Below are 24,720 nucleotides of genomic sequence, written 5' to 3' on the forward strand. Positions count from 1 at the left end.
GTTAGGGACTTGTGACTCGCAGCCACCACCCGCATACGACAACACCACACCGCAAGACGAGCGAGGTGGTGTTGTCCAGGCGATTTCCGTCAGCGTTGATCGAACGCCAACTCGGGGCGGTCAGCGCGCCGACACCGACGCGGCGCTCACGCTCACGCTCGCGCTCGCGCTCGCGCTCGACGAGCCAACACTGTGCGGACCTTCGGCCGGCACCAGCGGGAGGTCGGAAGCAACAGCACCATAGCGTTGTTCCGGATCGAGCACACAATGAGTCTTGCCGAACACCGTGGCCATGCACTTGTTGTTGTGCGTGCAGCGGCTGACCTTTCGCGGATCGGTTGCGATCTGATTGATCAAGTCGGGCTCGCGCAACAGGGCCCGGCCGATCGCCATGAAGTCGAATCCTTCGTCGACGCCGGTCATCAGCGCCTCGTGCGAGGTGATTCCTCCGAGCAGGATCAGCTTGGTGTTCTTCATCACGGGAACGAACTGGCGCGCGGCGGGGAGCATGTACAGATCTTCGTACGGATAGTCGCCGAGCAGCTTCTTTCCTGCGACACGCAAGGCGAGCCTGACGTGCCGCGGCATGATTGCAGCCATCTCGTTTACCGGGACGTCGCCACGAAAGAGGTAGAGCGGCTTGACCAGCGACGACCCCTGAGTGAGCTCCAAGGCGTCGAGCGTCGCGTCGTCGTCGAGTAGCTGCGCAGTTCGGAGGGCTTCATCAACCCAGATGCTTCCCGGCAGCCCATCGTCCATGTTGAGCTTGGCGATGACGGCGACACGATCGCCGATGGCTTGCCGCACCTCGGACGCGATTTCCCGCACCAGTCGCGACCGGTTGTCGATGTCTCCGCCGTATTCGTCCGTCCGCCGGTTGACCAACGGGCTCAAGAACGAACTCGGCAGATAGAGATGTCCAAAATGCAACTCCACGGCATCGAATCCGGAGTCGGCCGCGACCTGCGCCGCATGACAGAACTGGTCGATGACATCGCGGATGTCAGTGCGACTCATCTCCCTGGTGAACTCCATCGACATCGGGTTCACGAACTTGCTCGGGCCCATGGCCTGGACACCCGTGATGCGCTTGGTGGCCACAATCCCGGCATGTCCGAGCTGCGCCGAGATCGCCGCTCCACTTTCATGCACGGCGTCAGTGAGCTTGCGCAGGCCGGGTTTCGCGGCCTCACTCATCACAATCTGCCCCGGAGCGCTCGCGCCGGTTGGCGCCACACAACAGTAGGCCACCGTCGTCATACCGACGCCCCCGTCAGCGAACTGACGGTGGAACTCGATGAGATCGTCGGTGACGAGACCGTCAGGCGATCTTCCCTCGGACGTAGCCGCTTTGATGATGCGGTTTCGGAGTGAAACGGGACCTAGGGTGGTCGGCTCGTAAGGGCTGGGGCGTACGTCTTTGCGACTCATCGGTGCAGTGTCACAAGTCACACCAGGGGCGACAACCGGCGCTCCCCCTCAGTGGAATTTCCGGATGGGGCGGTGGCCGGCTTTCCGACGAAGCACTCGCGTGGTCTTCCCGTTGGCCGGGAACGAATCTGTCCAACTCGTCGCCGGCGATTCAACCTCCATACCGAGCCATGGCGCCGGCACCCCAGCCCGGCAACGCCCACCAGGCGGCTCGTCCCCATTCGGCTTCAAACGCGCCGGTGTCCAGCATCAATGAATGGAGCAGAACGACGATGTTCTCTGTCGACAGTACGAACACATCCTTGACCGAGGATCGAGCTTTCAATATCGCGACCAAGTTCCTCACCGGCGTGATCAGACTCGATGTCGAAGAAGAGCACTTCGAGGTTCTCATTGATTCAGGAATCTTCATCAAGTTCTCACAAGTGGATGCCGATCACCCCGCCGACATCGTCTTCAGCGGGAGTCGCGAAGCGTGGACGAATGTCCTCGCGAGGAAGCGTCCGCCCGGCTATCAGGGAATTCTCTACAACGACGGCCGCAGTGGAATTTCCTACACGGCCGACACCGTGACCATGGGCGCGTTCTCAAGGGCAATTCTGGAGATGGAGCGCGTTCTCCGAGATGAATTCACCGGCCGACAGCAAGTGGCGATTCCGCATGAGGTTGATCGGGATTTCGATGCGTCCGTCGGCCGCTATGTGTACCTTCGGGTACAAGGGGTGCAATATCGGGTCTACTTCGAAGAGTCAGGCACTGGGTCGGTGCCTCTTCTTTTCCAGCACTCCGCGGGGGCAGACGGCCGACAAGCCCGCCGTTTTCTCGAGGACCCGGAGATGCAGAAGCGGTTCAGAATGATCAGTTACGACCTGCCGTTCCACGGTAAATCCCTTCCGCCGGAATCGCAGCGCTGGTGGGAGACCGAGTTCAAGCTCACCCGAGAGTTCCTGTTGGAGTTCATTCTTGGACTGTGTTCAAAACTCGACATCGATCGTGCCGCGTTCATCGGAAGCGCCATCGGAGGTCTCCTCGCGTTGGATCTGGCCTATTTTCACCCTGACACTTTCCGGGCGGTGATCGCATTGAACGCCAGCTCCAAACCGTACTTCGAAGAAAAGCACCGGGACAAGCTCTCGACATACTCCGATCCACGGATCGGAAACCAATGGACATCAAGCCAGATGGTCGCCAACATGGCATCCACAACACCCGAGGCGGACCGACGGGAGGGCGGATGGGTCTACAGCCAAGCAGGTCAAGACGCGACGGAAGGCGCCCTCAACTACTACGCCAACAGCTACGACTTGAGCGCGTCGCAGATTGCCGCAATCGATACATCAAAGACATCCGTTTACCTGTTCACCGGTGAAGATGACTTCATGGGAACGGAGTACGGAACCGACAGTTTGGCCGCCGAAGTCCCGGGACTTCGCTATGAAAAGCTTCGACATCTGGGCCATTTCGGTGTCGCCGAGAACGCACCGCAGTTGAAAGAAGATCTGTGGCCCACCCTGCTCGAGATCTGCGCATCACCGCGATTTGCGTGACGCCGCACTCGTCGCCCGGCAGACAATTTTCCGAGTCTGGTTTGAGGACCGGATTTCCGGGCCGACGCCGCGAGTCAATATTCAACGATTGCAATGACTGACCAAGCGTTGTTTGGTTTTCCCATGCCGCGAAGGAGCATTCTTCACCGTGACAGAATCTGAGACCCAGACAGACGAGACTCCCGTCGCACAACCCGCCTCCGAGAGGGTCGGTCAGCGGAGTTCCCCGAGCGTGGTGCGTGTGGCCGTATCCAGTTTTCTCGGTACCGCTATCGAGTACTACGATTTCTTGCTGTACAGCACAATGGCCGCTCTTGTTTTTGGCTCTCTGTTCTTTCCTGAGTCGGGTAGCGGCGGGGTCGCCACGATCGCGGCTTTCGGAACGCTCGCCGCGGGGTATGTTGCGCGACCGATCGGTGGCCTTCTGTTCGGTCACTACGGCGATCGGCTGGGACGAAAGAGAACGCTGGTCGCCTCGATGATGCTGATGGGGGTTGCCAGCACGCTGATCGGCGTTCTGCCCGGCTATGATTCCATCGGAATCGCCGCACCTGCCCTGTTGATCCTGCTACGCACCGTTCAGGGCATCGCAGTGGGTGGAGAGTACGGGGGCGCTGCCCTGATGATCATCGAACACGCGGGTGCTCGTAGGCGCGGAAGTTGGGTGGGGATAATGCAGATGGGCTCCTCGATCGGGAGCCTGGCGGCTACGGGAGCCATTGCGCTGGTGACACTGTTACCGGAGGACGATTTCGAATCCTGGGGATGGCGGATCCCGTTCATGGTCAGCGCGGCGCTCCTGATCATCGGCCTCTATGTCCGTCTCAGTGTTACCGAGAGCCCCATCTTCAAAGAGGCGGAAGCCAAGGAAAGGCAACAATCGGCGCATTCCGTCCCGGCTTTGGAAATACTCAAGAATCAAAAGAAGCCGCTCATATTGGCATGCGCAGTAGGCATCGGCCCCTTCGCCCTGACCGCACTGATAAGTTCGTACATGATCGCCTACGGCACCGAAGTCGGATTCAGTCGTTCCGAGGTCATACAGGCCATGCTGATGGTGAACATAATGTCCACGTTCACGATCCCTGCATTCTCTGCTCTTTCAGATTTTGCGGGTCGCAAACCTGTGGTGGTCAGCGGCGCCGTGGGCGCGGTCTTGTGGGCATGGCCGATGTACGCCATGGCGGGTAGCGGGTCGGTCTGGATGTTGACTGTTGGGATGATGATCGGACAAGTGGTCCAAAACCTCATGTACTCACCGCTGGCATCAATGTTCTCAGAAATGTTCAGTACCGAAGTCAGGTATACGGGTGTGTCCATGGGTTATCAGATGGCGAGTCTGCTGGGTGCAGGATTCACCCCGATGCTCGCAGCGACGCTGGTGCTGGCAACCGGCGGCTCGAGTCTTCCTCTGATCCTCATCATGGTCACTGCCGCCTGTGTCACCCTGGTTGCGCTGACGATGCTCCGAGAACCGCGGGGGGTCGATCTCGTGGGCTCGATCAGCCCGACGAAATGACCAGCGTTCCACTATCGAACTGCACTGCGTGCTCGGCTACGCCACGTGAGTGGCGTAGCCGAGGCCGGCCGGCGACGTGTCGGAGTTATCGATCGGCTCCTACATCGCTACCCGAGTAACGTCGGGTCACGACTGTGTTGAAGCCAGCATCCATCGAACTGGTCTGAGCGGCAATCGGATACGGTGCTGACATTGCCAGCTTCACCCCATCGGTGGTGGTCTCCGAGTCTCGCCGACATCACAGACATCGATCTGCGATTCGCTACCGTCCATACTCCTGCACTTCCGATGCATAGACGGCGCGGCCACCATCGATGGCTCGGCCGCGGTCGGTGCCGACCACAAACGCACCACCCTGCCAGAGTTGGATCGAGACGGTCTCGCCCGGAAAGACAGCGGAGCTGAACCGGCCTTCCATCTCGATCAGCGACGCAGGGTGGCAGCCGCGCATCCGGGCGATCTGCACAGCCGCATGACCAAGGGTCGAGAGGCCGTGGAGAATGGGCCGGGGCTGACCGATTGCGGCCGCGGCCGCAGGGTCGATGTGTATGTGGTGCCGGTCGCCGGTGAGTCGATACAGCGCGGCCGCGTTCGGCGCGATGGGAAACCGACCGACGAGATCAGGTTCGCCGACGACGGCCTCAGGCCGGCCGGGACCGCGATCTCCACCGAACCCTCCGATGCCGGGCGCGAAGATCGACCAGGTGGCTGTGAAGTACTCACAGTGCGCGGCCACGTCGAACACCGCAGCACTCCCCTTGTCCCACACGGCTTCGACCGATGCGGTTATGTCCGTACAGCCTTCAGGTGGAAGTCGACGATGCATGGCGAGCGTCTGAGATCCATGGACGGCGCTCGCCGTGTCCCATGCTCCCCTCGCCCCCAAGGCATCCGGTGCCCATTGCGCGAGGGTGAGCGCGAACGTCGGCAACACCTGAAGGTCGCGCTCGAAAACCAGGTCGAGCTGGTCTGCCTCGATCCCCAGGGACAGCGCATACAGGATGGCGTCTTTATCCGTCCACGCGATGCTTCGGCAACCGAGCTCGCGCCCTACCCATGCAGCGGCGTCCGATCGCTGTTCTCCGACCATCGATTTCTCCCACTCGTCTCTCAGTGTGCGCACGCGCCGGCGCATCGACTCGTCGCCGTCCACCTTCTCCGTGAACGATTGTCGGTGGCCACTCGAGGTGCACAGAGCAGCCACAACGGACTGACCGGCCTCGTCACCGTTCGACCCGGACCAGGACAGCGGTCGCTTCAACTGTCGTCTTGCCGTCACTTACCAGCGAGCCGGACACGATCACCTTGCGGTCATGGACTTCTTCGAGCACGGCCTCAACAGTCAGCGGTGTGTGTAGGAGAGTTGGCTTCCTGAAATTGATTGTGAGGCCGGCCGTCACGTTGCGGAGGCCGTGAAATTGGGCGAGGCTGGTGACCAGTGCGTCGATCAGCACCACCGAGATGCCGCCATGCAGTAGGCCGGTGGGCCCTTCGTAGAGTTCGTTCAGCCCCTCCGGCAACTCAGCAGACCCCTTGATCCCATCGAATCGCATCTCCAGGTGGGGCAGTACGACATTCCATCGCTGCCACGAGTACGCCTCCATCCCGACGGCATCGTCGTAGGTTATGCGCGGCACACGTTCGTGTTCGATGGCCCTGAGCAGAGCTTCGACGGAACGCAGGCGATCTGCCGCCTCCGTCAACGCCGCGTCATCTACCCCTGTTCGCCCTATTGCGTCGACCAGAGCACGCCCGGCTTCGACGAGACGTGCACGCGCGTCATCGTTTTCCACGTAACCCCCACAAGGCAGCATCCGGCCGATGGCCGCCGGCGATACGTGTCACGAGACCGGGTCGCAAATACGCGCGCGCAGGCTGTCTTTGAGCACCTTGCCGGTGGCATTGCGCGGCAGTTCGGTCCCGATGGTGAAGCCACGCGGCACCTTGAAGTTCGCGAGATGTTCGGAGCAGAACGCCTGTAGCTCCACGACCTCTGGTTCGGCTCCGGGTACCGGAACCACGAATGCGTGTCCGACGCTGCCCAGCCGCACATCCGGCACTCCGACGACCGCGGCCTCGGCGATTTTCGGATGGGTGCTCAGAGTTTGCTCCACCTCGGCTGGATAGACATTGAAGCCGCCGACGATGAACATGTCTTTGATTCGTCCTGTGAGCGTCACGCACCCGTGCTGATCTACCCGGCCGACGTCTCCGGTGTGGAGCCAGCCTTCCGGATCAATCGATGCCGCAGTCGCTTCCGGGTCGTCGAAGTAGCCCATCATGACGCTTTCGCCACGGATGAGAATCTCTCCATCCTCTCCGGGCGGTAAGCTCTCGCCGGTGGAGCCGGCGATACGCACCTCGAGGCCAGACACCGGCGGTCCGGTCGTTTCGGCGATGTGATCGAGGTCCTCGTTCGCACGCGAGAGGGTCACGACCGGACACTCGGTGAGCCCATAGGCCTGCGCGACGGTGTCGAAACCCAGTATCTCCCGCATCTCCCGGAAGAGCACGTCGGGAACCGTTGTGGCTCCTGCGATCGAGAATCGCAGGGCGCTGGTGTCGAATTCAGATCTCCGCGGATGATTGATCAACGTGGTGAAGATGGTCGGAGGGCCGGGCAGGACAGTGATCCGTTCACGCTCGATCATTGCCAACAACTCGACAGGCTCGAACACCTGCACCGGATAGATGGCGGTGCCCGATAACAGCGAACAGACGATCCCGGCCTTGTACCCGAAGCTGTGAAAGAACGGATTCACGACGGCGTAACGATCGGTTGGCGAGAGTTGAGCTCCGCGTGCCCAGTCTGCAGCGACCCGGATCGTCTGTCGGTGGGCGCTCATGACGCCCTTCGGGGCACCCGTGGTCCCGGACGTGTACAGGATGTCGGCGACCGTGTCCGCGGTGACGGCACTGACGGCTGCGCGCAAGGCGGACTCATCGGTGCGGGCGGAAAGCTGCAAGAAGTCCCGCCAACTCATCGCCGCGTCATGATCGCCATCAAGATCGATGACGGTATGGAGGTCGGTAAGTCCGGCGATACGCCCGCACTCCACGCTTTCTCCGGTGTCAATCAACATCGCGAGGTAGTCGGTTCCGAGAAACTCGTTGGCCACGATGAGGGCGGATGCACGAGACCGACGCAAGATGGCGCGGGCTTCCGAACCGCGATACCTGGTGTTCAGCGGAACAACTGAGGCTCCGATCAGTTGGGCGCCCAGAAGCGCGACCACATATTCGGATCGGTTCGGGACCCAGAGGGCGACTCGGTCACCCAGCCGGACTCCGCACGCCAGCAGTGCTCTCGCAACGGTTCGCGCGATTTCGTCGAGTTGGGAGTAGGTGAGTCGACTGTCCTCGTCGACCACAGCCGGTTGATCTCCGTGATTACGTACGGCTTTCGACAGAAGTTCGGGGATGGTCGCGGGCAGTTCCGTGAGCTCCGTGGTCACAGGCACACCCCATCGTTCGCCGGCCCGCCAGAGTTGACGTGGAGAAGATGCACTCCCGTGCGGTCGATGATCCCACTCGTCGATCTTGTGGCGAAAGCGACTTCCCCCGTCATTCTCGCATACCCTCCGCCATGTTCTTCGCCGCGAGGTGGGCGAACAGCATACTTGTACCGATCGGATTGCCGCCTCCCGGATAGACTCGTCCGCTAGGAGCCGCCATGGTGTTTCCGGTGGCGTGCAGACCGTCGATGGCGGACCCCGCCACGTTGATGACCCGGCCTGCGGTGTCGGTCCGCAGTCCGCCCTTGGTACCGAGGTCCGAAAGGCCGAACGCGGCTGCGTGGAAAGGGCCTTCGGCTATCGGCACCAACGGCTTCTCGTCGTTGCTGAACGACCTGTCGTAGACTTCCTCGCCGCGTCCGTAATCCGCGTCCTCACCATCGCGAACATGCGTGTTGTACCTCGCCACGGTGGCGGCCAGCGCCGCGGCCGGAACGCCGATGAGGTCCGCGAGTTCTTCGAGGCTGTCTGCCGTGTGCCACAAACCGGCGCGACGGTACTCGTCGGAAGCGGAGAAGGAAACATTCGTGGCTTGAACGGGCGGGTTCTCACCCGAGCGGTTGTCGTAGACCAACCAAAACGGCAACGTCATCGTGTCAGTGTTGACCAGTTCGATCACCTGACGGCCCAGAATGTCATAGGGCGCAGACTCATTGACGAAACGCTCACCGGCATTGTTGACGAATATTCCGGCCGTCACCCCGAGCGCGAACGCCGACCTGCCGTCCGGATGCGTCAGTCCCGGCGACCACCAGGCTTGGTCCATGAGGTCTGTGTCGGCACCCACATCCACAGCCGCCTGCAAGGCTTTGCCCAGGTTTCCCCTGGGCCCCATGGAATCCTGAGCAGCGCCCGGTACTCCATACTTCTCGCGAAGGACCTGATTCCGCTCGAAGCCACCGGCGGCCAGCAGAACGCCACGGCGAACCGCGATGGCCGATCGAACGCCATCGCGTTCTACGATCGCGCCGGTTACCCGGTTGTCTTCCACAACCAGCTCAACGAGTTCGGTGTTGAGCTGCATCGATGCATGCGGATACTTGGCCATGGCGGACAGAAAACGTCCGATGAGTGCACGCCCGCCGATGAGCGTATCCGGCAGCGGGGCACCCAGACGTTCGGTGTCGAGGGGCCCCCGGATCACCTGGTGCAGGTCGCCGACCTCGGATGCGGGCAACGGCGCCGGCATGATGTGCCGTAATCCATCGAGGCGGGCGTTGGGGTCGCTGCCGAAGTAGTCGGGCCATGGCAGAGAAACGAAGGTCAGCCACTCGTCACTCTCGAGGTACTCGATCAGCGGCGCGCCTCCTCGCACATACGCATCCTGAAGCGCCCGGGGCGACGCGTCGCCCACCACCGAGTGGTAATACGCCAGTGCAGATTCGATGGTGTCGTCGGACCCCGCGCGCTGTGACACAGGATTGCACGGGAACCATGATCCGCCGCCGCCCGACAGCGACGTCGTGCCTCCGAACTTGTCGGTGGCCTCGATCAGAATGACTTCCAGGCCCTCACGCGCGGCAGTGTACGCTCCGCACACGCCGCCACCGCCGGACCCGACAACTAACGTGTCGCAGGTCTCGTCCCAGTCGACCATCTGGCCATTCACCTTTCGCTCAACGATTCGTATGACGGACGAACCCGTCGGACATACCCGGAGTGCCACTCACTGACGAGATCAGTTCGCGGAGGACCAGCCCGCTAGGGCACCAACGCTTCTGGAGCATCGCCCACCCAGTCGTGTCCCCAGTAGCTGTCGGCCGTGATCTCTTCGGACGAGTACGAGTCCTGGTCCACCAGCAATCCACCGGTGCCGAACTCGATATCCCATCCACCTGGCGCGCGAACATAGAAGGACACCATCTTGTCGTTCGTGTGCCGTCCCAGCGTTGTCGTGAGCGAGAATCCGGCGGCTTTGATCCGGTCGTACGCCTCGCCGACCGCATCCAGTTCGGTCACCTCGACCATGACGTGCACGAGGCCCGGATCACGTTGCCCTGGAGCAGGCGCGATCGCCAGGCTGTGATGCCGCGGATTGACGCCCATGAACTGGAATCGCACAACATCTCCGGTCTCCGAGGGTAACCGGAACGAACCGCGCGGATAGAATCCCAGCACCTCGGAGTAGAAGTCGAACGCTTCACCGGGGTCGGATGCGGGAATGACCACGTGACCGAGACCCTGATTCCCGGTCACAAACGTCGCCCCGTGTGGTGTCACTACCGGACTGTGGTCGAGCACCGCGCCATAGAAGATCTCGACCGTGGCGCCGGTCGGATCGCAGAAGCTGATACCGGCTACGATCTGACGAGCATCCAGTTCGGCCTGGGTCAGCTCCCGCGTTTCGACAGATGCCTTCTCCAAACGCTCCCGGACGCGCGCAAGCGCGAGCGAATCCGCTACCTCCCAACCGACTTCGGTCACCCTATCCGCGTCACCCGGGACAACAGCGATCCGATGGCTGCGCTCGTCGACTCGCAAGTAGAGGGCATCAGCGTCAGGCCCCGAACCCTCCGCGAATCCCAGTGCGTCAAGCGCGAACTCCCTCCAACGATCGATATGGGTGGTCTGCACGCGCACGTATCCCAGTGCTTTCACATCGCGCTCGGTCATCGTTTCTCCTACTCACGTTCTCTACTGGTCATCGATTGGACGGCACACAGGCCGGACCCTGAAGAGGTGCTCGGGTCGATAGGTTCTCGCCTCACTCGGCCGAGACGTGAAAGTGCGCGAATGACGGAGCCTCCTCGAAGCAGCGCTCGATCGGAGATCGATAGGCGGCGAACCGCTCCGACTCTCGGAACTCCAGATGCTCGGCGACGCTGCCCCACCTGATCAGGAAGTGAGGGCGAGCCGGAGTCTCTATGCCTGCCAGGTAGTGCGCCTCGAAGCATCCCGGAGACCCTCGAAGCACATCGAGTGCGTCGCGGACACCGTGCTCGAACTCCGTCAGCTCGGCCTCGTGGATCGCCAGCGAAACGATCTCCCAGACCTGACCGTCCTTCATCGCCGACCTCCGTCCTCGCCGGTTCCGACACAGTGCTCGTCAGCGCCACCGCATGCACGTGCACGAACTGTTCGATGAACTCTGCTCATGTCACCACCGGACCTGCAAACTCTCCAGACCCAGAATGGTTGCGTCGGCAACTACCTCGACGTCCGCTTCCGGAACGGCGAGCTCGAGAGTCGGAATCTTCGCGAACAATGTCCCGAACACTTCCTGGAGCTCCATCCGCGCAAGGGGTGAGCCGAGACAGAGATGAATCCCGAAACCGAACGTCATATGCCGACGCGCGCCCTTACGCGTGATGTCGAATACGTCGGGTTCTGCGAAAACCGCATCGTCACGGTTGACCGCGTCCTGAGAAACAATGACCCCGTCACCGGCAGATATTTCCTGGTCGCCGATCAGCACGTCTTCGGTGGCCACCCTCCTGCGCCCGGTGTGGGTCACCGCGGTGGTCCGTAGAATCTCTTCCACCGCATTGCCGGCCAGTGACGGGTCATTTCGCAAGAGCGCCAACTGGTCCGGATTGGTCAGTAGGGCGAATGTCCCCATCGCCATCGTGTGAGCTGTCGTGTCGAAGCCGCCCGTGATGAGTGCCTGAATGAGGTCCAAAAGCTCCTCGCGTGTCACCAAGCCCGGTTCGAGCGCGTTCCTCACCAAGCGACCGATCACGTCGTCACTCGGCGTGCGCTCACGGTAGGCGAGGAAATCGTCAACGTAGGCCTGATAGGCCCTGGCTGCGGCCGATGCCTGATCCGTCGGCACCGAGCCAACCGGTCCGAGACACTGAGTAATCCAGTCCAGGAAGCGACCCCGGTCTTGATGCGGCATACCCAACACTTCGAACATGACATGGCCCGGGATCCGGAACGCCACCTCGCTGACGAAGTCGCCCGACGACTTTCCGCTGACGAATTCATCGAGCGTCTGAGCCACCACGCGGGTCACCATCTCGCGGTAGCCGTTGACGCGACTCACGGAGAACTCCTCGGTCAGCACCCCGCGAAGACGCGTGTGCTTGGGTGGGTCCTGCGTGAACAGAAACCGGCCGACCAGTAAGTCCGTGTTTCCACCACGGCGGGGAAAACCATCCGCAGCAGGATTTGACGAGAACCTGCCTGCATCACCAAGTACCGAGACAGCGTCGCGGTACCGGGTCACCAGCCACGGGTCGCGGTCACGACCCAAACCGAGCCGGTTCAGCGGCTCCTCATCTCTCCGTCTCGCGTACTCGCCCGAAGGCCGCATCGGACACCGAGAGTCTCTGGGAAACGGATAAGTCTCGACTACTTCGTTGAATGACATGGTTATCAGGCTTCGCGTAGTTGTGTGGGGTGACACCGATGGACGCTGGTCGCAGTCATCTCCGAGAGACCGTGTCCGGCCGACCACGTGCTCGTCCCGACGGCCATCACCGAACCACCCCGATCGTTCGATGTGCCAGCAACCAGGCACCTCTCTCGAATACGAATCGATCGTGATACGTCCCGCTCTGGACCAGCTTCGGCACCTTGCCCAAGCCGGTGAGAAAATGCCAGTAGGCGGTGGATAGCGCCTCGTCCTCGTTCTCTCCAGGCGACACCGAGATATTGGTTACCACATGCATACTCGCCGTACCCGGACCTTGCAGGCCGCTCTCACGACGCTCCCGTGCACCGGCGAGCACGGCTTCGATTCCCTTACGCTCTTGCGCGGGAAGGGACACTGCGGGCGCATCCGGCAAGACCCACACGACGTCGTCCGTGAGGAGATCTGCGTATTCCTGCATTGACCCGAAGTCCGCAGCGTAGGCGATGCGCGCCAGCGCATTGGAGATCTCCACCGATACGGTGGACACAGTAGCTACCCTCACGGGGACGACCGACCTTTCGTAACTTTTCTGACTGTTGACGCCGTGAAAGCCGTGGAGGCTCCCGCAGACCTGTCGGCAGCGAGATCACCGCTCGAACTTGACTGTGACAGGGGTGCCACGCTTTTCACGACCTCAGTGGATGCGCCCGGGCGTCGGATAGCTTCGCGACGAGATCGGAATCGTTCCGGCGTCCGCGAGGCGATCAATCGTCGCTCGTAGCATCGAGCACGTACGCTGCACCTTGCCCGGAGAACCGTCCGCACAGTCCCGTTGTTGCGCAAAGACCCTGCACGCGGAGCTGTCCGGATCGATCCACTGGATACTGGTGTGCTCCGGGCTGTACTTCTCGACCAGCACGCGGTTGCTGCAGCTGTCACAGCTGACTTCATCGAGCATGGCTACCTCTCCCCTCGATGATCACGCGCTCGAGGGGTTCAGCGACGCAGCGTCATACACTCTGCCGGCGGCGACGTTGTCTGCCACTTCCCTGGTCCACGACTCGACGGCGCGGGTGGTGTCGATCTCGAACTCGAACCGATTGGTCATGTCGTCGGCGATGTCGTCGACGTCGACATAGAACTGCTGATACCACCGACGAAGCTGATAGACCGGACCGTCTTCCTCGCACAGGAGTGGATTGTCGATCTTTGCTTTGTTCTTCCAGATCTCGACGTCCTGCAGAAACCCGGTTCCGATGGCGGCCGAAGCACCTTCTGCCATGGCAGCCGCCTCCTCGTCGGAGAAACCCGAGGGCTTTCTCGCAATGACACCCCACTGCAGCACAAAGGAGTTGCTGTCCACTGGATAGTGGCAATTGATCAGAAACATACCCGGCTCCTGGTCCTGCGTCGGGGCATGCCAATTCACCATGTAGGAGGGCCCGTAGTAGGTCGCGTCAGACCAGTCCTCGGCGTCGCCATCGTAAAAACTTCCGGTGGAGATGTCGGCGCGACCCTTGGAGATCGAGTACTGCGCCGCGATGTGTCCTTCGAAAACGTTCTTGAAGTAGACCGGAAACGCGAAATGCACATAGAAGAAATGTGCCATGTCCACCACATTGTCGATGATCTCACGGCAGTGGGATCCGGTGATGGTCAGTCGATTCCACGTCCAATCGGTGAACTCACCCGTCGAGTACTCGGCGATCTCGGGGATATCCTGCTCCGCTATCGGCGGACGGCCCTGAGGGTCGTGCCAGACGAAGAGCAGGCCATGCAGCTGCGTGGTCGTCCACGACCGGGTCTTGGCAAGTGGCGGGACTCGCCGGCCGTAGGGGATGTTCTTGCATCGCCCATTGCCGCCCCATTCCCATCCATGAAACGGACAGGCGATGGTATCGCCCTTCACGGTGCCGTCTGCCAGATTTCCGCCGAGGTGGCGACAGTAACCGTCCAGGATCTTCAGATCCCCCTTCGAATCGGCGAAGACAACGAGGCGGGTACCAAACGCTTCGACCGCATGCGGTTTGCCGTCCGCGAACTCCTTCGCCGGGCCGAGGCAATGCCATCCCCGCGCGAACCGGGTGGGGTTACTTTCGGCCTCGATATCCCTGACCTCGTTGGCTGCTGTCGAGGTAACCGACATATGCACTCTCCTTGCCGCTGCGGGACGTGTGTGACCCGTCTAATACAACGCTGGTTTCAGCGGGAACCCAATACAGACTCCCACTGGATGGAAACTGCTGTCAGACAGGTCATATGGCGCTGGGACGACCCGTCTCGGGCGGGTGTGCGACCGACCGATCCGTCGCGGGCCGGAAGCGCGGAAGCGAGATGTTCTCGTCAATCTGCTCGAAGACGACTTCGAGTCGCATGCCGAGATAGAGCTCGGTTGCGCGCGCGTCCACAACGTTGCTCGTCAGGTACGGCCCCTCGTCCAGTTGGACGCCTGCGACTATGTACGGAATCTCGTCGACGAAAGCGGGATGCAGGGCAGTTTCGTAGACAGCCCAACTCCACACGCACCCGTTGCCGGAAACAGATCTCCAATCGAGATGAGCAGACAGGCATTCCGGGCACCGTGACGCAGCCGGCCACAAGACGTATCCACAGTCCGCGCAGTGTTGAAACTCCAACCTACCGGCGTGCGCTGCAGTCCAGAAGGGAGCTGCCAGTGAATCGAACTTCGGGAGCGGCCGCTCCTCCCCGGCTGCCTCACCGTACATACTGCTCATCAGTCGACCCCGTAGATGGTCGCAGCGGCCTTGATCGGGCCTGCCGTAGAGCAGTGGATCGCGGTTTGCGCGTCCGGCACTTGGCGATCGCCGATGCCCCCACGCAATTGACGCACGACCTCGACGGTGTGCAACCAACCCCACATATAGCTCTCGGCCAGATGTCCGCCCCCGGTGTTGACTGGCAGCGAACCGCCTGGACTGGTGTGGCCCTCGGCTATGAATGGCAGAGCGTCGCCCTCCCCGACGAAACCGAAGTGTTCAAGCATCTGCATGGTCCACACACTCGAGGGGTCCTGGATCGACACGATGTCGATGTCACGGGGGCCGACCTTTGCCTTGGAATAGACCTGTTCCGCAACGGTCCTGATCCAGGGACGGTCGAGCTGGTCCCTGTTCTGGTATCCGCGAAGCGCCGCTATCTCACTCATGCCGAGTAGGCGCACGGGCTTGTTCGGAAAGTCTCCGGCACGTTCGCCACGTGTGAGTATGAGCGCGACCCCACCATCATCGAATGGTGCGATGTCGAGCTTTCGGATGGGATTGACGTGATAGGGCTGGTCCATGTACTGATCGATCGTGATCTCGTCGCGCCGCAGCGCGAGCGGATTCAGTGACGCCCACTTTCGTTGCGCCACAGTCACCGCACCGAGTTGCTCTTCGGTGACGCCGAACCGTTCGCGATGGCGTTGGAACATCAACGCGGACATGAACCCGATTCCGTCGATCGCGCCGAACACCGAATCGGGTTGAAGTCGACCGGCGAATCCCGAGTCCCCGGTCATGGTGCCTTGAACTGTTCCGTAGGTGAGTGCAACCGTCGACGCGAGTCCGGCCGAGATTGCCATGGCGGCCAGGTGAATCGAGAAGTTGCACGTTCCGTAGTCGAGAGTGGCACTGTAGGCGGGATTGATGCCCAGGATCTGCCCCAAGGTCGTGTCTATGCCGTCACCGGGGTAGCCGATGAGCGACTGGCAGGTAACCAATCCGTCGACACGACCCTTGTCGATCCCGGCATCCGCCAACGCGTCCTCGAAGGCATCGGCCGCAAGGTCGTTTCCGCTACGCCCAGGGTGTCGCCCTTGACGGCTCACGCCGACACCGACGACTGCCACCTCACCTGAATACGACACGGCAAGTCCTTTCACCAACGGATATCGATATCCCGAGTTCGGGTTGACACCCGGCCGTTACGGGAACGACGCGATTCACATTCCCGAGTAGAAGTTCACGAACCCGCCAATCCCGCAGTCTGGCGTGCAGAGAGATCGGCGACCACTTCATCCAAGATCGGAGTGATCTGCGCGCAGAAACCCACCGGATCATCGGACATCATGAAATGCCCGAGCCCCTCGAGCACTCGATAATGTGCCCCGTCGATGTTGTCGGCAATGGCCCGTGCACCTCCCTGGACACCTTCGCGCGCGGTGGGGTCGTATTCGCCGGCAAGCACCCACAGTGGCGACACCGTCGTATCGATGAGATGACCATCCTCGCGCAGATCATGGCCGAGACTCATGTAGTCGTTGTCGCCGCGGTAGACCCCCGGCCCACCCGAGGAGTAGATCCAGTACGTCTCCCGCCGCAACACCTCAGGTGCAACAGGCGAGGTTGCCGCCATCACGAACGCACCGAAGTATTCGGGCCAGATCCGCGGATGATGGAAGAGGTAGTTCCTGATCGACGTCAGGGCGGACGACTCGTACCAGCCGTTGATCGACACCAGCGCCCGGAACTTCGAGCCATGGTGGGCAGCGAGGTCGGTCGCCAGTTGGCCACCGACCGAACATCCCATGAAAATCGGACGGTCCAGCCCGATCGCGTCACTGATGGCAACGACCCGATCCATCAGGTCTTCTTTGGAAACGGCGTATTCGCTTTCCCACCACGGAAACCCGTCGGCCGGGGGGAGCGACTTCCCATGGTACGGAAGGTCGAAAGCGATCATGCGGAATCGCTTCTGCAGTTCGGGGTTGGCCAGCACGTTGCGCCATTGACGAGAGTCTGTGCCCGCAGTGGCCTGTAACAGCAGGGGAATACTGCCGTGGCCTGCTTCTTCATAGTAGACGCGATAGGTGACTCCGTGGACCTTCACCCGAACGTAGCGCCCGACAGCGTTATCCGTCTCCGGCCACGGGTCGCCGGAATCAACAGGCTCGGACACCGGCGGACCACTGTGCAGCTCCCTCAACAGCTGCCCGAAGCGGAGGATGGCCGGCGCGAACGGACCGACTGTGTCGACGACCTCCCCCTTCACGACCACACCGGAACTGAAGGACAAGACGTTGACATGATACGGCGGCGGGACGGCGGACAACGTCTTCTCCCAGCTCTCCTCGGTACCGCTCAGGACCACGTCGGCCGGACCGTCACCTGCCGCGGTGAACGATCGAACGATGCCCTGGGTGATGACCACGTCGTACGCCCTGTCGCCGATCTCGAGACGAAGAGTCCCTTGCTCCCAGTACTGGGATTTCCAGCGGAACTCCGCATCACCGTTGACGTGCGCGATCAGACCGTCAGCATCGAACTCGATCACCTTGGCATCTCCAATCTATGAGTGTTTATCGGACATTCAGCGGTGGCGAATCGGGGACCGAACGTCGGCGACTGGCTCCCGAATCTGGTCTCCATTCCGGACCGAAACCCACGGCTGCGGCGCCGGCCGAGAAACGCGGATCATTGCGGCTCCGAAAAGATCCGGGAGGCACAATCGTGTGGTATCGCTCGACGCAACGGTGCCGGCCGTTCCGCGACCGGCGATCTCGGGACAGCCGCGTCCGGCGGACCGGCGGCGGACGTCCTCGCACTTCGCTGGAGTCTTCCAAATAGGAAGTGTATCACCAGACAGCCCTTCTGTGAAGTGGCACACAGACCGATCTACGGTCGCAGCGCGCCACTGATCGAGGGATCATCTAAGTCGCGCCTCAGCGTGCCGATACGGGATGGCACTTGTGATCGCCGTTGCCGCCGCGGCAATGCCCGCGGCAACCCAGAAGGCGGTCCTGAAGCTCGACTCGCCGGGAACCGTGGCCCCGGCCCCGATGTCGATCGCTGACGTCGCCAGCAACGTGGTCAGTATCGCCGACGCTGTCGAGGTTCCTGCCGAACGCATGAGGGCATTCAGACTATTGGCCGCTGCGGTCTGGTCCCCGGGCGCGACGGCCATGATGAGGGAGGGCATCGCGGCGTATGACATACCGATCCCTGAACTGACGACGATCAACGCGATCGCCACCTGCCATACCTCCGTCAGGAAAATCGTTAGTCCCACATAGCCACCCATGATCATCACCGCACCGACCATCAGAGTGGACCGAGGTCCGACGACCACGATGAGACGCCCGGAGATCGGCGCGAACGCCATCATCGCGAGTCCGGCGGGAGCCATGATCAACCCGGTCGCAAACAAGTCCTGCCCCAGTCCGTCAACAATCCCGGGCATGTCGGGCACTTGGAGCAGCTGCGGCGTTGCCAACGTGCTGAACATCATGGCGCATCCGATCAAGAACGAGGCGCAGTTGGTCAACAGAATGACCGGCTGCGACGACGTTCGTAGATCTACCAAAGGACTTGCAAGCCTGAGCTCCAACCAGATCCACAGCCCCAGGACGATCCCGCCGGTCACGCCGAGAAACACCGTCATGGGACTGGTCCAACCCCACACAGCACCCTTGGTAACCGTCAGCAGAATGCAGATCAGCGCAACGCTGAGGCCTACGGCGCCACAGATATCGAAACCCCCGGATGCTCTCACGCCCGATTCAGGGACGACCTTCACCATCAACGCGAGCACGACGGTCGCGAGAGCCGCCGAGCACCAGAACAGCGCATGCCAGTCGAAGTTCTGTGCGATCCATGCGGATACCGGCAGACCTACTGCACCACCCACACCCATCGTTGCCGACAGCAGCGCGACGGATCTCGATAGGCGGCGCACGTCCAGGCAATCCCGCATCAGGCTGATCCCGCACGGGATCAGCCCCATGGCGACGCCCTGGAAACCCCGTCCGATGACCATCGCCAAGAGGTCGTCGGTGAGCGCGCACAACACAGAGCCCGCGATCATCCCGCAGATACAACCGAGCATCACGGCCCGTTTGCCGAACAGGTCTGCCAGGCGGCCGGCAATCGGCATGGCCACCGCCGCCGCGACCAGGGTGGCCGTGACGACCCACGAGCTGTTGTCTCTCGTGGTACCCAGATAATTCGGAAGTTCAGCGATGATCGGGACGATCAGGGTCTGCATCACCGACGCGAGGAGGCCGCCCAGCGAAAGGACGGCCACCACCCACCGTTGGCGCGACGCGGTCAGGGCAGGGCTCTGCTGTCCTATTTGACCGCCGACTGACAACACCTCAGAAACTCCCACCATTCGACGAAGGTGATGCACGACAAGATCCCGATCACCGTTCGCCTCGGCCGGCCTGTGCCGTGGTGTGTCCCCCTGGGGAGCTCGTGCACTCGGGAGCGCTCAACAGCAACGTATCGACTGACGAGTTCACTTGCGCTGCTTGCTCCCGGTGAGCGGGAACCAGCGGGCGTTCGACCGATCGACATGCGGTGATCCGTGCGATCTCAATGCCGCCGCTGCCGTCGTGCGGCAGGCCTGCGGCATGCAGCGGCTGACGTGCCGCCGACAGTGCTGGTCGACGGATTGATAACATCGCCAGATGGCACGTCCCGAGTTCAGGAAACCCGAGGAGCTCCCCGCCACCAGCTGGACCGTACTGGCTCTGTTGACCTTCTCCGACGAGATGACCGGGACAGACATCAAGAGACTGGCTGACTGGGCGGTCAGCTTCTTCTATTGGAGTCCCTCGACCAGTCAGGTATATCTCGAGCTGAAGAACCTCGAGCGCTACGGTTACGTGGAGTCCAAAGAGGTGGCCGTTCACAAGCAGCGAAGCAAGCGCACCTACTCGCTGACACCAGCCGGCGCGGAGGCGATCAGACTCTGGCTCGCGCACAGCAATGTCGAGCCTTACGTGATGAAACACGGTTCGATGCTCCAGGTGTGGATGGCCGGCATGACCGAGCCAGACCGCGTCCGCGCCATCTGGCAGGAGCACATCGACTACATCGAGGGCAAGCTCGCGTCCGCCAAGCTCGCGGCTCGGCTCGACAACGATGAACCAGCGTGGTCCTTCAGCCAGCTCGCCCTGCGATGGTCCGTCCGGCACTATCAGACCGAACTCGACTTGGCCAAAGAGTTCGCTGTCGAGATCGAGCGGTCGATCCGCGAAACCGCCGACACTCCGATCAACGACTCTCGTGGCCTCCGCCGTGCCAGCTCGCCGGAACGCCTCGCCGAGCTCGCCGCCGTACTCAGCGGCGAGCAGCCCGGCCCTACTCGGTCGTCCACTGTTGAGTCACAACAAGATCCAGAGCCGAGTGCGTCCAGAAGAGACGGCGCTACATAGCGGCAGCGGTGCTCGAGCGCGGCCGTGGGTTCAGCGACCTACACCTGCCTGGCCGTGACCACAGCACCGAACAGTTCCACCGGCGAACAGTTCTCTGCGATCGCCCGACTGTCCGGTTGACCCCATGGCCGGTTCGGTGACCGCGACGTTGGAAAGAGTTGGCAGAGATCGGGTTATCGATCAGAGGTGGTTGCCGCAACCCGGCCGGCTCGACGCCCGAAAAAGGTTCCGTCGCCAAGAGAAGTGCCGCTGACGTAACCCCATGAATGGAGCCCTGAGGTGCTCCTGCCCGCCGCGAAAAGCCCCGGGATCGGCCGGCCATCGTGGTCGATCACGCGACCATCGATGTCGACCTCCAACCCACCGAGTGAGAACACCGCAGCAGAGCTCCCCGGATCACCACCCTCGGGCGGGACGAAACCCTTCTGGACATCAATGGCGGCGAACGGCGGTTGCAGCGGGCGAAGCCACGTGGGGCTCTTGTGAAAGTACGGATCCTCCCCGTTCTCCGCGTGGGAGTTGTACTGCGTCACGGTGCTCTCGAGTGAGCCGGGTGGCATGCCCGTCAACATTTCCAGCTCGGTGAGCGTTTCAGCCATATGAGTTGGTTGAGTGCCCCACCGCTCTACCTCCGGGACCTCTTCGAAAGCTTGCTCATCAACGATCACCCAAACCTTGAGGTCGTGCTTGAAGAGCGCGGCTTGGCCGAGGAGGCCTGGGTAGACGTCTTCGTTGATGAAGCGCTGCCCGTGGGAGTTCACGACCATCCCACGCACCATGAGCCCCGGCACGGCCGCGATCCCGACCTGCCCCGCAGACATGTGCCGTACCGCGGCACCGACGGCTTGAGCCATCTGAATCCCGGTTCCGTTGTCGTTTCCGCCAGAGCACGTCCCAAGGCCGACCAACTGCGGACTGTGCCGATTGAACCTCCCCAGTTTGAGTGGACACCTGAGATAGCGGGGCGAAGGGTCCTGCTGGGAGGATGTCTACATGTCCAGGACGCGTCGGTCGTTTACGCCTGAGTTCAAGGCGGAGGCTGCTCGTCGGGTGATCGATGGGGGCCGGCCGGTCACCGAGGTTGCGCGTGAACTCAACGTGCATGAGAACTTGTTGGGCAGATGGGTGCGCGCTGAGCGGATGCGCGATGGTGTCGCCGACGAGGTGCGCAACGCCCCACCGGATCGGGACTTGTCGGCTGGTGAGCGCGCGGAGTTGACTCGGTTACGCGCGGAGCTGGCCGAGAAGGATCGTGATCTGGCGTTCCTGAAAAAAGTATCGGCGTACTTTGCGGCGCAGCAACATCGGTGAGCAAATTCGAGCTCATTGCTGCGGAGTGCGCCGACCACGACATCACGAAACTCACGGAACTGCTGGGTGTTTCACGGTCCGGATTCTACGCGTGGGTGGATCGGCAGCGGCGTGCGGAGTTGACACCGCGCCAGCAGCGCCGCCGGGATCTGGAGGTGAAGATCCTCGCCCATTGGCAGGCTTCGGCGCGTACCTACGGTTCACCGAGGATTACGGCCGATCTGCATGCCGAGGGTGTCGCGGTCTCGGAGAACACCGTCGCCAAGATCATGGCCGAGATGGGTATCGAGGGCATCAGCCCACGCACGTTCAAGGTCAAGACCACCGAGGTCGATCCGACGGCGGCGTTCCCGCCCGACCGGGTCGGGCGGGTGTTCGACCAGGGCGGCATCGACCTGATCTGGACTTCCGACATCACCTACCTGACCTGCGGTGAAGGCGACGCGTATCTGTGTGCGATCCGTGACGAGCACTCGCGTCGGGTGCTGGGCTGGTCGTTGGCCGATCACATGCGTACCGAGCTGGTCGAGGCGGCCGTGGACGCTGCGGTGTTCACCCGTGGCGGGTCGGTGGCCGGCACCATCCTGCACAGCGACAGGGGCAGTCAGTACACCAGCCACGACATGGCCGCCGCATGCGGTAAGCATGGCTTGCGGCGCTCGATGGGCGCGACAGGGATCTGCTGGGACAACGCCGGCGCCGAGTCGCTGTGGTCGACCGTCAAGCACGAGTACTACAAGCGACACGCGTTCACTACGTACGCGAATCTTACTGCAGGACTTGACAATTACATCAGATTCTACAATCATGACAGGAGGCACAGTTCGCTGGGGATGATCTCGCCTATCGACTTCGAGATCACGTCACTGACAAGTCAGCAATCAAGCTAACCGTGTCCACTTTTTCAGGGGAGCCCCAGATCCACCATCTCGCGGTTGTCGATGAATCCACCAGCAGTGACGATCACCGCCTTACGTGCGAGAAAGGCCAGATCCTCTCCGTACCGACGAGCCAGGACGCCCTTGACGGCACCGTCCTCGCCGACGATCAGTCTCGTTGCTCGCGTGTACTCGTGGATCTCGACGCCGGCATCTTCGACAGCGGAGGTCAGGCACTCCATGAGTACCTTCCCGCCGAACCCCTCGGACTGCACCCTATGGCCCCGGGGTGCCGGCGTGGCGATCCGGTCGTATGGCCAGCTGTTCTCACCCAGCCACATCAATCCGTCGTCGGTCGGCGGCACCCACGTGGGCGAACTCCAGAGTGTCTCCTTGAACGGGACACCTTGAGAAACAAGCCAATCGAAATGCTCAATGCTGCCGTGGCAGTATGCGTGGATCTTTTCGCGGTCCGGGTCCGGGCCCAGAGCCGCACACAGGTACTCCTCCATACTGCCGGGGTCATCGTCGAATCCACAAGCCTTCTGCAGGGCGGTTCCTCCGCCGAGGTACAACTCACCACCCGACAAAGCGGACGAGCCACCGGGCCCCGCCCACTCGATTACCGTCACCGACGATCCCTGCTCGGTCGCACCCAAAGCGGCAGCTGCTCCTGCACAACCCAATCCGACAACGATGATGTCCGAGTCAGCGCTCTCACCATCGACATCGCTGATCAAGATCGGACGGACTGTGGGGTGGTTCATACTCATAGCGGCAACAGTGGTGGAGGCCGGATCGACGATCGAGTCCAATTCCCAGACAACGGGACGGGGACAGATCGTTTGCGTCTGTGCACAGCCCTACACGCTGGACGTGACCAGTTCTGCGGGACTGCCGATCTCGCGTGACGCCAATCGAGTCTCTTTGGGCATGTTCGCGCCTATCACGCCCACGATCACGCCCTCGGAGACATACCTCGCGACGAACTTCCGCGCATCGAGTGAGCCGGCAACGACTTCCAGATCCGCGGCGGGTGCCCGGTGGCCGAAAGACTGTAACCGTAGATCGTATTGATCGGACCAGAAGTACGGGAGCGGGTCGAATGGCGTGCTCCGCGAGTGCGCAATCGATCGAGCAACATGCTGGGCATGTTCCACGGCGTGGAGGCGATGTTCGACGCGAACCCGTCGCGCCAGCCGCGCACTCACCCAGGATGCAACGTCGCCCACTCCCCAAACTCTCGGGGCGGCCTGCGAATAGGCGTCGCACTCAATCCCATTGCCAAGGCCGATCCCGGTCCCGAACAGCCATTCCGTGTTCGGTACCGAACCCACACCCACTATGACGACGTCAGCCTCCACCGACGAACCGTCCGTCAACGCCAATTCGGACGGCCCCCCGTGCACATCGTCGATGCCGAGCACTCCGACCCCGCTATGCAGGCAGACACCGTGCGATCGATGCAACTCGGTGATCATATGTGCCAGGGAAGTTCCGATCGCCCCGACGAGCGGCGCCTCGCTCCTGTCGATGAGTTCGACGTCCAAACCTTGGGACACGCAGGTCGCCGCCACCTCGCACCCGACGAAACCGGCACCGACGATCGCGACTCGTGACGCACTCGACAGAGCGGTACGCAGACGGGACGCGTCATCGAGTGTCCGTAGCGTGTGAACACGCTTTGCCGCAATGTTTTCCGGAAGGTACGGACGGACGCCGGTCGCGATCACCAGATCGTCGAATGGCAATTCGACACCGTCATCGAGCACGACCGTGCGGGAATCGAGCCGTAACGAACGTGCCGTCCGTCCGAGATACAAATCGGCCTCGAGGGCGCCGATCGCCGACTCCGACCTCAGCGCCAGCTTCTCCGCCGGCCAGGCACCGAGAAGGTACTGCTTCGACAGTGGTGGGCGGTCATACGGCATGTGGTCGTCAGAGTCGACCAGGGCGATTCTGCCGGTAAATCCCTCGCGCCGAAGCGCTTCCGCAGTGCTCAGCCCAGCCGCCGATGCTCCAACAATGACAACCGACTTCACTTCACTCCTCCGAGCTGAGTTC

Annotated in this window: 23 protein-coding genes; 5 read left to right on the plus strand and 18 right to left on the minus strand. The window is 61.9% G+C overall.

Annotated features, from left to right (window positions below):
* Positions 1–120 precede the first annotated feature (120 nt).
* Positions 121–1,431, minus strand: coding sequence for an NADH:flavin oxidoreductase (locus VZC37_RS04875; RefSeq protein ID WP_330431277.1), 1,311 nt, complete (start codon positions 1,429–1,431; stop codon positions 121–123).
* Between the two features lie 170 nt (positions 1,432–1,601).
* Between VZC37_RS04875 and VZC37_RS04880 the strand changes: the two genes are divergently transcribed.
* Positions 1,602–2,978, plus strand: coding sequence for an alpha/beta fold hydrolase (locus tag VZC37_RS04880; RefSeq protein ID WP_330431278.1), 1,377 nt, complete (start codon positions 1,602–1,604; stop codon positions 2,976–2,978).
* A gap of 235 nt (positions 2,979–3,213) precedes the next feature.
* Positions 3,214–4,497, plus strand: coding sequence for an MFS transporter (locus tag VZC37_RS04885; RefSeq protein WP_431309350.1), 1,284 nt, complete (start codon positions 3,214–3,216; stop codon positions 4,495–4,497).
* 262 nt (positions 4,498–4,759) lie between these two features.
* Here VZC37_RS04885 and VZC37_RS04890 read toward each other — a convergent pair whose 3' ends face one another.
* The 14 genes from VZC37_RS04890 to VZC37_RS04950 all read right to left on the minus strand — a co-directional run bounded on the left by VZC37_RS04890 (position 4,760) and on the right by VZC37_RS04950 (position 19,335).
* Positions 4,760–5,587, minus strand: a complete 828-nt coding sequence (locus VZC37_RS04890; protein WP_330431708.1) for a MaoC/PaaZ C-terminal domain-containing protein — start codon at positions 5,585–5,587, stop codon at positions 4,760–4,762.
* A 133-nt stretch (positions 5,588–5,720) separates the two neighbouring features.
* Positions 5,721–6,290, minus strand: a complete 570-nt coding sequence (locus VZC37_RS04895) for a PaaI family thioesterase (protein ID WP_330431280.1) — start codon at positions 6,288–6,290, stop codon at positions 5,721–5,723.
* A gap of 48 nt (positions 6,291–6,338) precedes the next feature.
* Positions 6,339–7,958, minus strand: a complete 1,620-nt coding sequence (locus tag VZC37_RS04900; protein WP_330431281.1) for an AMP-binding protein — start codon at positions 7,956–7,958, stop codon at positions 6,339–6,341.
* Positions 7,959–8,061: 103 nt separating this feature from the next.
* Positions 8,062–9,609, minus strand: a complete 1,548-nt coding sequence (locus VZC37_RS04905) for an FAD-binding protein (RefSeq protein ID WP_330431282.1) — start codon at positions 9,607–9,609, stop codon at positions 8,062–8,064.
* Between the two features lie 104 nt (positions 9,610–9,713).
* Positions 9,714–10,625 (minus strand): VOC family protein, encoded by a 912-nt coding sequence (locus tag VZC37_RS04910; protein ID WP_330431283.1) that lies wholly within the window; start codon positions 10,623–10,625, stop codon positions 9,714–9,716.
* A gap of 91 nt (positions 10,626–10,716) precedes the next feature.
* Positions 10,717–11,019, minus strand: coding sequence for an antibiotic biosynthesis monooxygenase family protein (locus VZC37_RS04915; protein WP_330431284.1), 303 nt, complete (start codon positions 11,017–11,019; stop codon positions 10,717–10,719).
* A 90-nt stretch (positions 11,020–11,109) separates the two neighbouring features.
* Entirely contained in the window at positions 11,110–12,324 is a 1,215-nt protein-coding gene (locus VZC37_RS04920) for a cytochrome P450 (protein ID WP_330431285.1), read from the minus strand.
* 106 nt (positions 12,325–12,430) lie between these two features.
* The gene (locus VZC37_RS04925) at positions 12,431–12,856 is read right to left on the minus strand and encodes a nuclear transport factor 2 family protein (protein WP_330431286.1); all 426 of its coding nucleotides are present in this window, start codon (positions 12,854–12,856) and stop codon (positions 12,431–12,433) included.
* Between the two features lie 147 nt (positions 12,857–13,003).
* On the minus strand, positions 13,004–13,267 hold the full coding sequence (locus tag VZC37_RS04930; protein ID WP_330431287.1) for a hypothetical protein: 264 nt from the start codon (positions 13,265–13,267) through the stop codon (positions 13,004–13,006).
* A 21-nt stretch (positions 13,268–13,288) separates the two neighbouring features.
* Positions 13,289–14,455, minus strand: coding sequence for a 3-ketosteroid-9-alpha-monooxygenase, oxygenase component (locus VZC37_RS04935; protein ID WP_330431288.1), 1,167 nt, complete (start codon positions 14,453–14,455; stop codon positions 13,289–13,291).
* A gap of 109 nt (positions 14,456–14,564) precedes the next feature.
* The gene (locus tag VZC37_RS24675; RefSeq protein ID WP_431309319.1) at positions 14,565–15,044 is read right to left on the minus strand and encodes a Zn-ribbon domain-containing OB-fold protein; all 480 of its coding nucleotides are present in this window, start codon (positions 15,042–15,044) and stop codon (positions 14,565–14,567) included.
* Entirely contained in the window at positions 15,044–16,177 is a 1,134-nt protein-coding gene (locus VZC37_RS04940) for a thiolase family protein (RefSeq protein WP_330431289.1), read from the minus strand. The genes VZC37_RS24675 and VZC37_RS04940 overlap by 1 nt, the downstream gene beginning before the upstream one ends.
* A 95-nt stretch (positions 16,178–16,272) precedes the next feature.
* On the minus strand, positions 16,273–17,460 hold the full coding sequence (locus tag VZC37_RS04945; protein ID WP_330431290.1) for an alpha/beta fold hydrolase: 1,188 nt from the start codon (positions 17,458–17,460) through the stop codon (positions 16,273–16,275).
* Between the two features lie 495 nt (positions 17,461–17,955).
* Positions 17,956–19,335 carry an MFS transporter gene (locus tag VZC37_RS04950; RefSeq protein ID WP_431309351.1) on the minus strand — a complete coding sequence of 460 codons (1,380 nt, stop codon included), beginning with the start codon at positions 19,333–19,335 and terminating at the stop codon, positions 17,956–17,958.
* A 382-nt stretch (positions 19,336–19,717) separates the two neighbouring features.
* Between VZC37_RS04950 and VZC37_RS04955 the strand changes: the two genes are divergently transcribed.
* Positions 19,718–20,467 carry a PadR family transcriptional regulator gene (locus VZC37_RS04955; RefSeq protein ID WP_330431291.1) on the plus strand — a complete coding sequence of 250 codons (750 nt, stop codon included), beginning with the start codon at positions 19,718–19,720 and terminating at the stop codon, positions 20,465–20,467.
* A gap of 173 nt (positions 20,468–20,640) precedes the next feature.
* Here the strand turns inward: VZC37_RS04955 and VZC37_RS04960 are convergent, their stop codons facing one another.
* The gene (locus VZC37_RS04960; protein ID WP_330431292.1) at positions 20,641–21,375 is read right to left on the minus strand and encodes an FAD-binding protein; all 735 of its coding nucleotides are present in this window, start codon (positions 21,373–21,375) and stop codon (positions 20,641–20,643) included.
* Between the two features lie 85 nt (positions 21,376–21,460).
* Between VZC37_RS04960 and VZC37_RS04965 the strand changes: the two genes are divergently transcribed.
* Both VZC37_RS04965 and VZC37_RS04970 read left to right on the plus strand, forming a co-directional pair.
* On the plus strand, positions 21,461–21,778 hold the full coding sequence (locus VZC37_RS04965; protein ID WP_330430959.1) for a transposase: 318 nt from the start codon (positions 21,461–21,463) through the stop codon (positions 21,776–21,778).
* Positions 21,775–22,668 (plus strand): IS3 family transposase, encoded by an 894-nt coding sequence (locus VZC37_RS04970; RefSeq protein ID WP_330431293.1) that lies wholly within the window; start codon positions 21,775–21,777, stop codon positions 22,666–22,668. The genes VZC37_RS04965 and VZC37_RS04970 overlap by 4 nt, the downstream gene beginning before the upstream one ends.
* A 14-nt stretch (positions 22,669–22,682) precedes the next feature.
* On the opposite strand, the gene VZC37_RS04975 is transcribed toward VZC37_RS04970, so the two are convergent.
* Both VZC37_RS04975 and VZC37_RS04980 read right to left on the minus strand, forming a co-directional pair.
* Complete coding sequence (locus VZC37_RS04975) at positions 22,683–23,429, minus strand: FAD-dependent oxidoreductase (protein WP_330431294.1); 747 nt, start codon at positions 23,427–23,429, stop codon at positions 22,683–22,685.
* 90 nt (positions 23,430–23,519) lie between these two features.
* Positions 23,520–24,698 carry an NAD(P)/FAD-dependent oxidoreductase gene (locus tag VZC37_RS04980; protein WP_330431295.1) on the minus strand — a complete coding sequence of 393 codons (1,179 nt, stop codon included), beginning with the start codon at positions 24,696–24,698 and terminating at the stop codon, positions 23,520–23,522.
* Positions 24,699–24,720 lie beyond the last annotated feature (22 nt).

Origin of the sequence: Gordonia sesuvii, assembly GCF_036350415.1 — a bacterium.
Lineage (GTDB): Bacteria > Actinomycetota > Actinomycetes > Mycobacteriales > Mycobacteriaceae > Gordonia > Gordonia sesuvii.

Coding starts and splice junctions, on each gene's coding strand:
- VZC37_RS04905 (WP_330431282.1), bottom strand. CDS start 9,609: ATGGTCGACTGGGACGAGACCTGCGACACGTTAGTTGTCGGGTCCGGC.
- VZC37_RS04890 (WP_330431708.1), bottom strand. CDS start 5,587: ATGGTCGGAGAACAGCGATCGGACGCCGCTGCATGGGTAGGGCGCGAG.
- VZC37_RS04955 (WP_330431291.1), top strand. CDS start 19,718: ATGGCACGTCCCGAGTTCAGGAAACCCGAGGAGCTCCCCGCCACCAGC.
- VZC37_RS04915 (WP_330431284.1), bottom strand. CDS start 11,019: ATGAAGGACGGTCAGGTCTGGGAGATCGTTTCGCTGGCGATCCACGAG.
- VZC37_RS04875 (WP_330431277.1), bottom strand. CDS start 1,431: ATGAGTCGCAAAGACGTACGCCCCAGCCCTTACGAGCCGACCACCCTA.
- VZC37_RS04965 (WP_330430959.1), top strand. CDS start 21,461: ATGTCCAGGACGCGTCGGTCGTTTACGCCTGAGTTCAAGGCGGAGGCT.
- VZC37_RS04975 (WP_330431294.1), bottom strand. CDS start 23,429: ATGAGTATGAACCACCCCACAGTCCGTCCGATCTTGATCAGCGATGTC.
- VZC37_RS24675 (WP_431309319.1), bottom strand. CDS start 15,044: ATGAGCAGTATGTACGGTGAGGCAGCCGGGGAGGAGCGGCCGCTCCCG.
- VZC37_RS04880 (WP_330431278.1), top strand. CDS start 1,602: ATGGCGCCGGCACCCCAGCCCGGCAACGCCCACCAGGCGGCTCGTCCC.
- VZC37_RS04910 (WP_330431283.1), bottom strand. CDS start 10,625: ATGACCGAGCGCGATGTGAAAGCACTGGGATACGTGCGCGTGCAGACC.
- VZC37_RS04930 (WP_330431287.1), bottom strand. CDS start 13,267: ATGCTCGATGAAGTCAGCTGTGACAGCTGCAGCAACCGCGTGCTGGTC.
- VZC37_RS04935 (WP_330431288.1), bottom strand. CDS start 14,455: ATGTCGGTTACCTCGACAGCAGCCAACGAGGTCAGGGATATCGAGGCC.
- VZC37_RS04920 (WP_330431285.1), bottom strand. CDS start 12,324: ATGTCATTCAACGAAGTAGTCGAGACTTATCCGTTTCCCAGAGACTCT.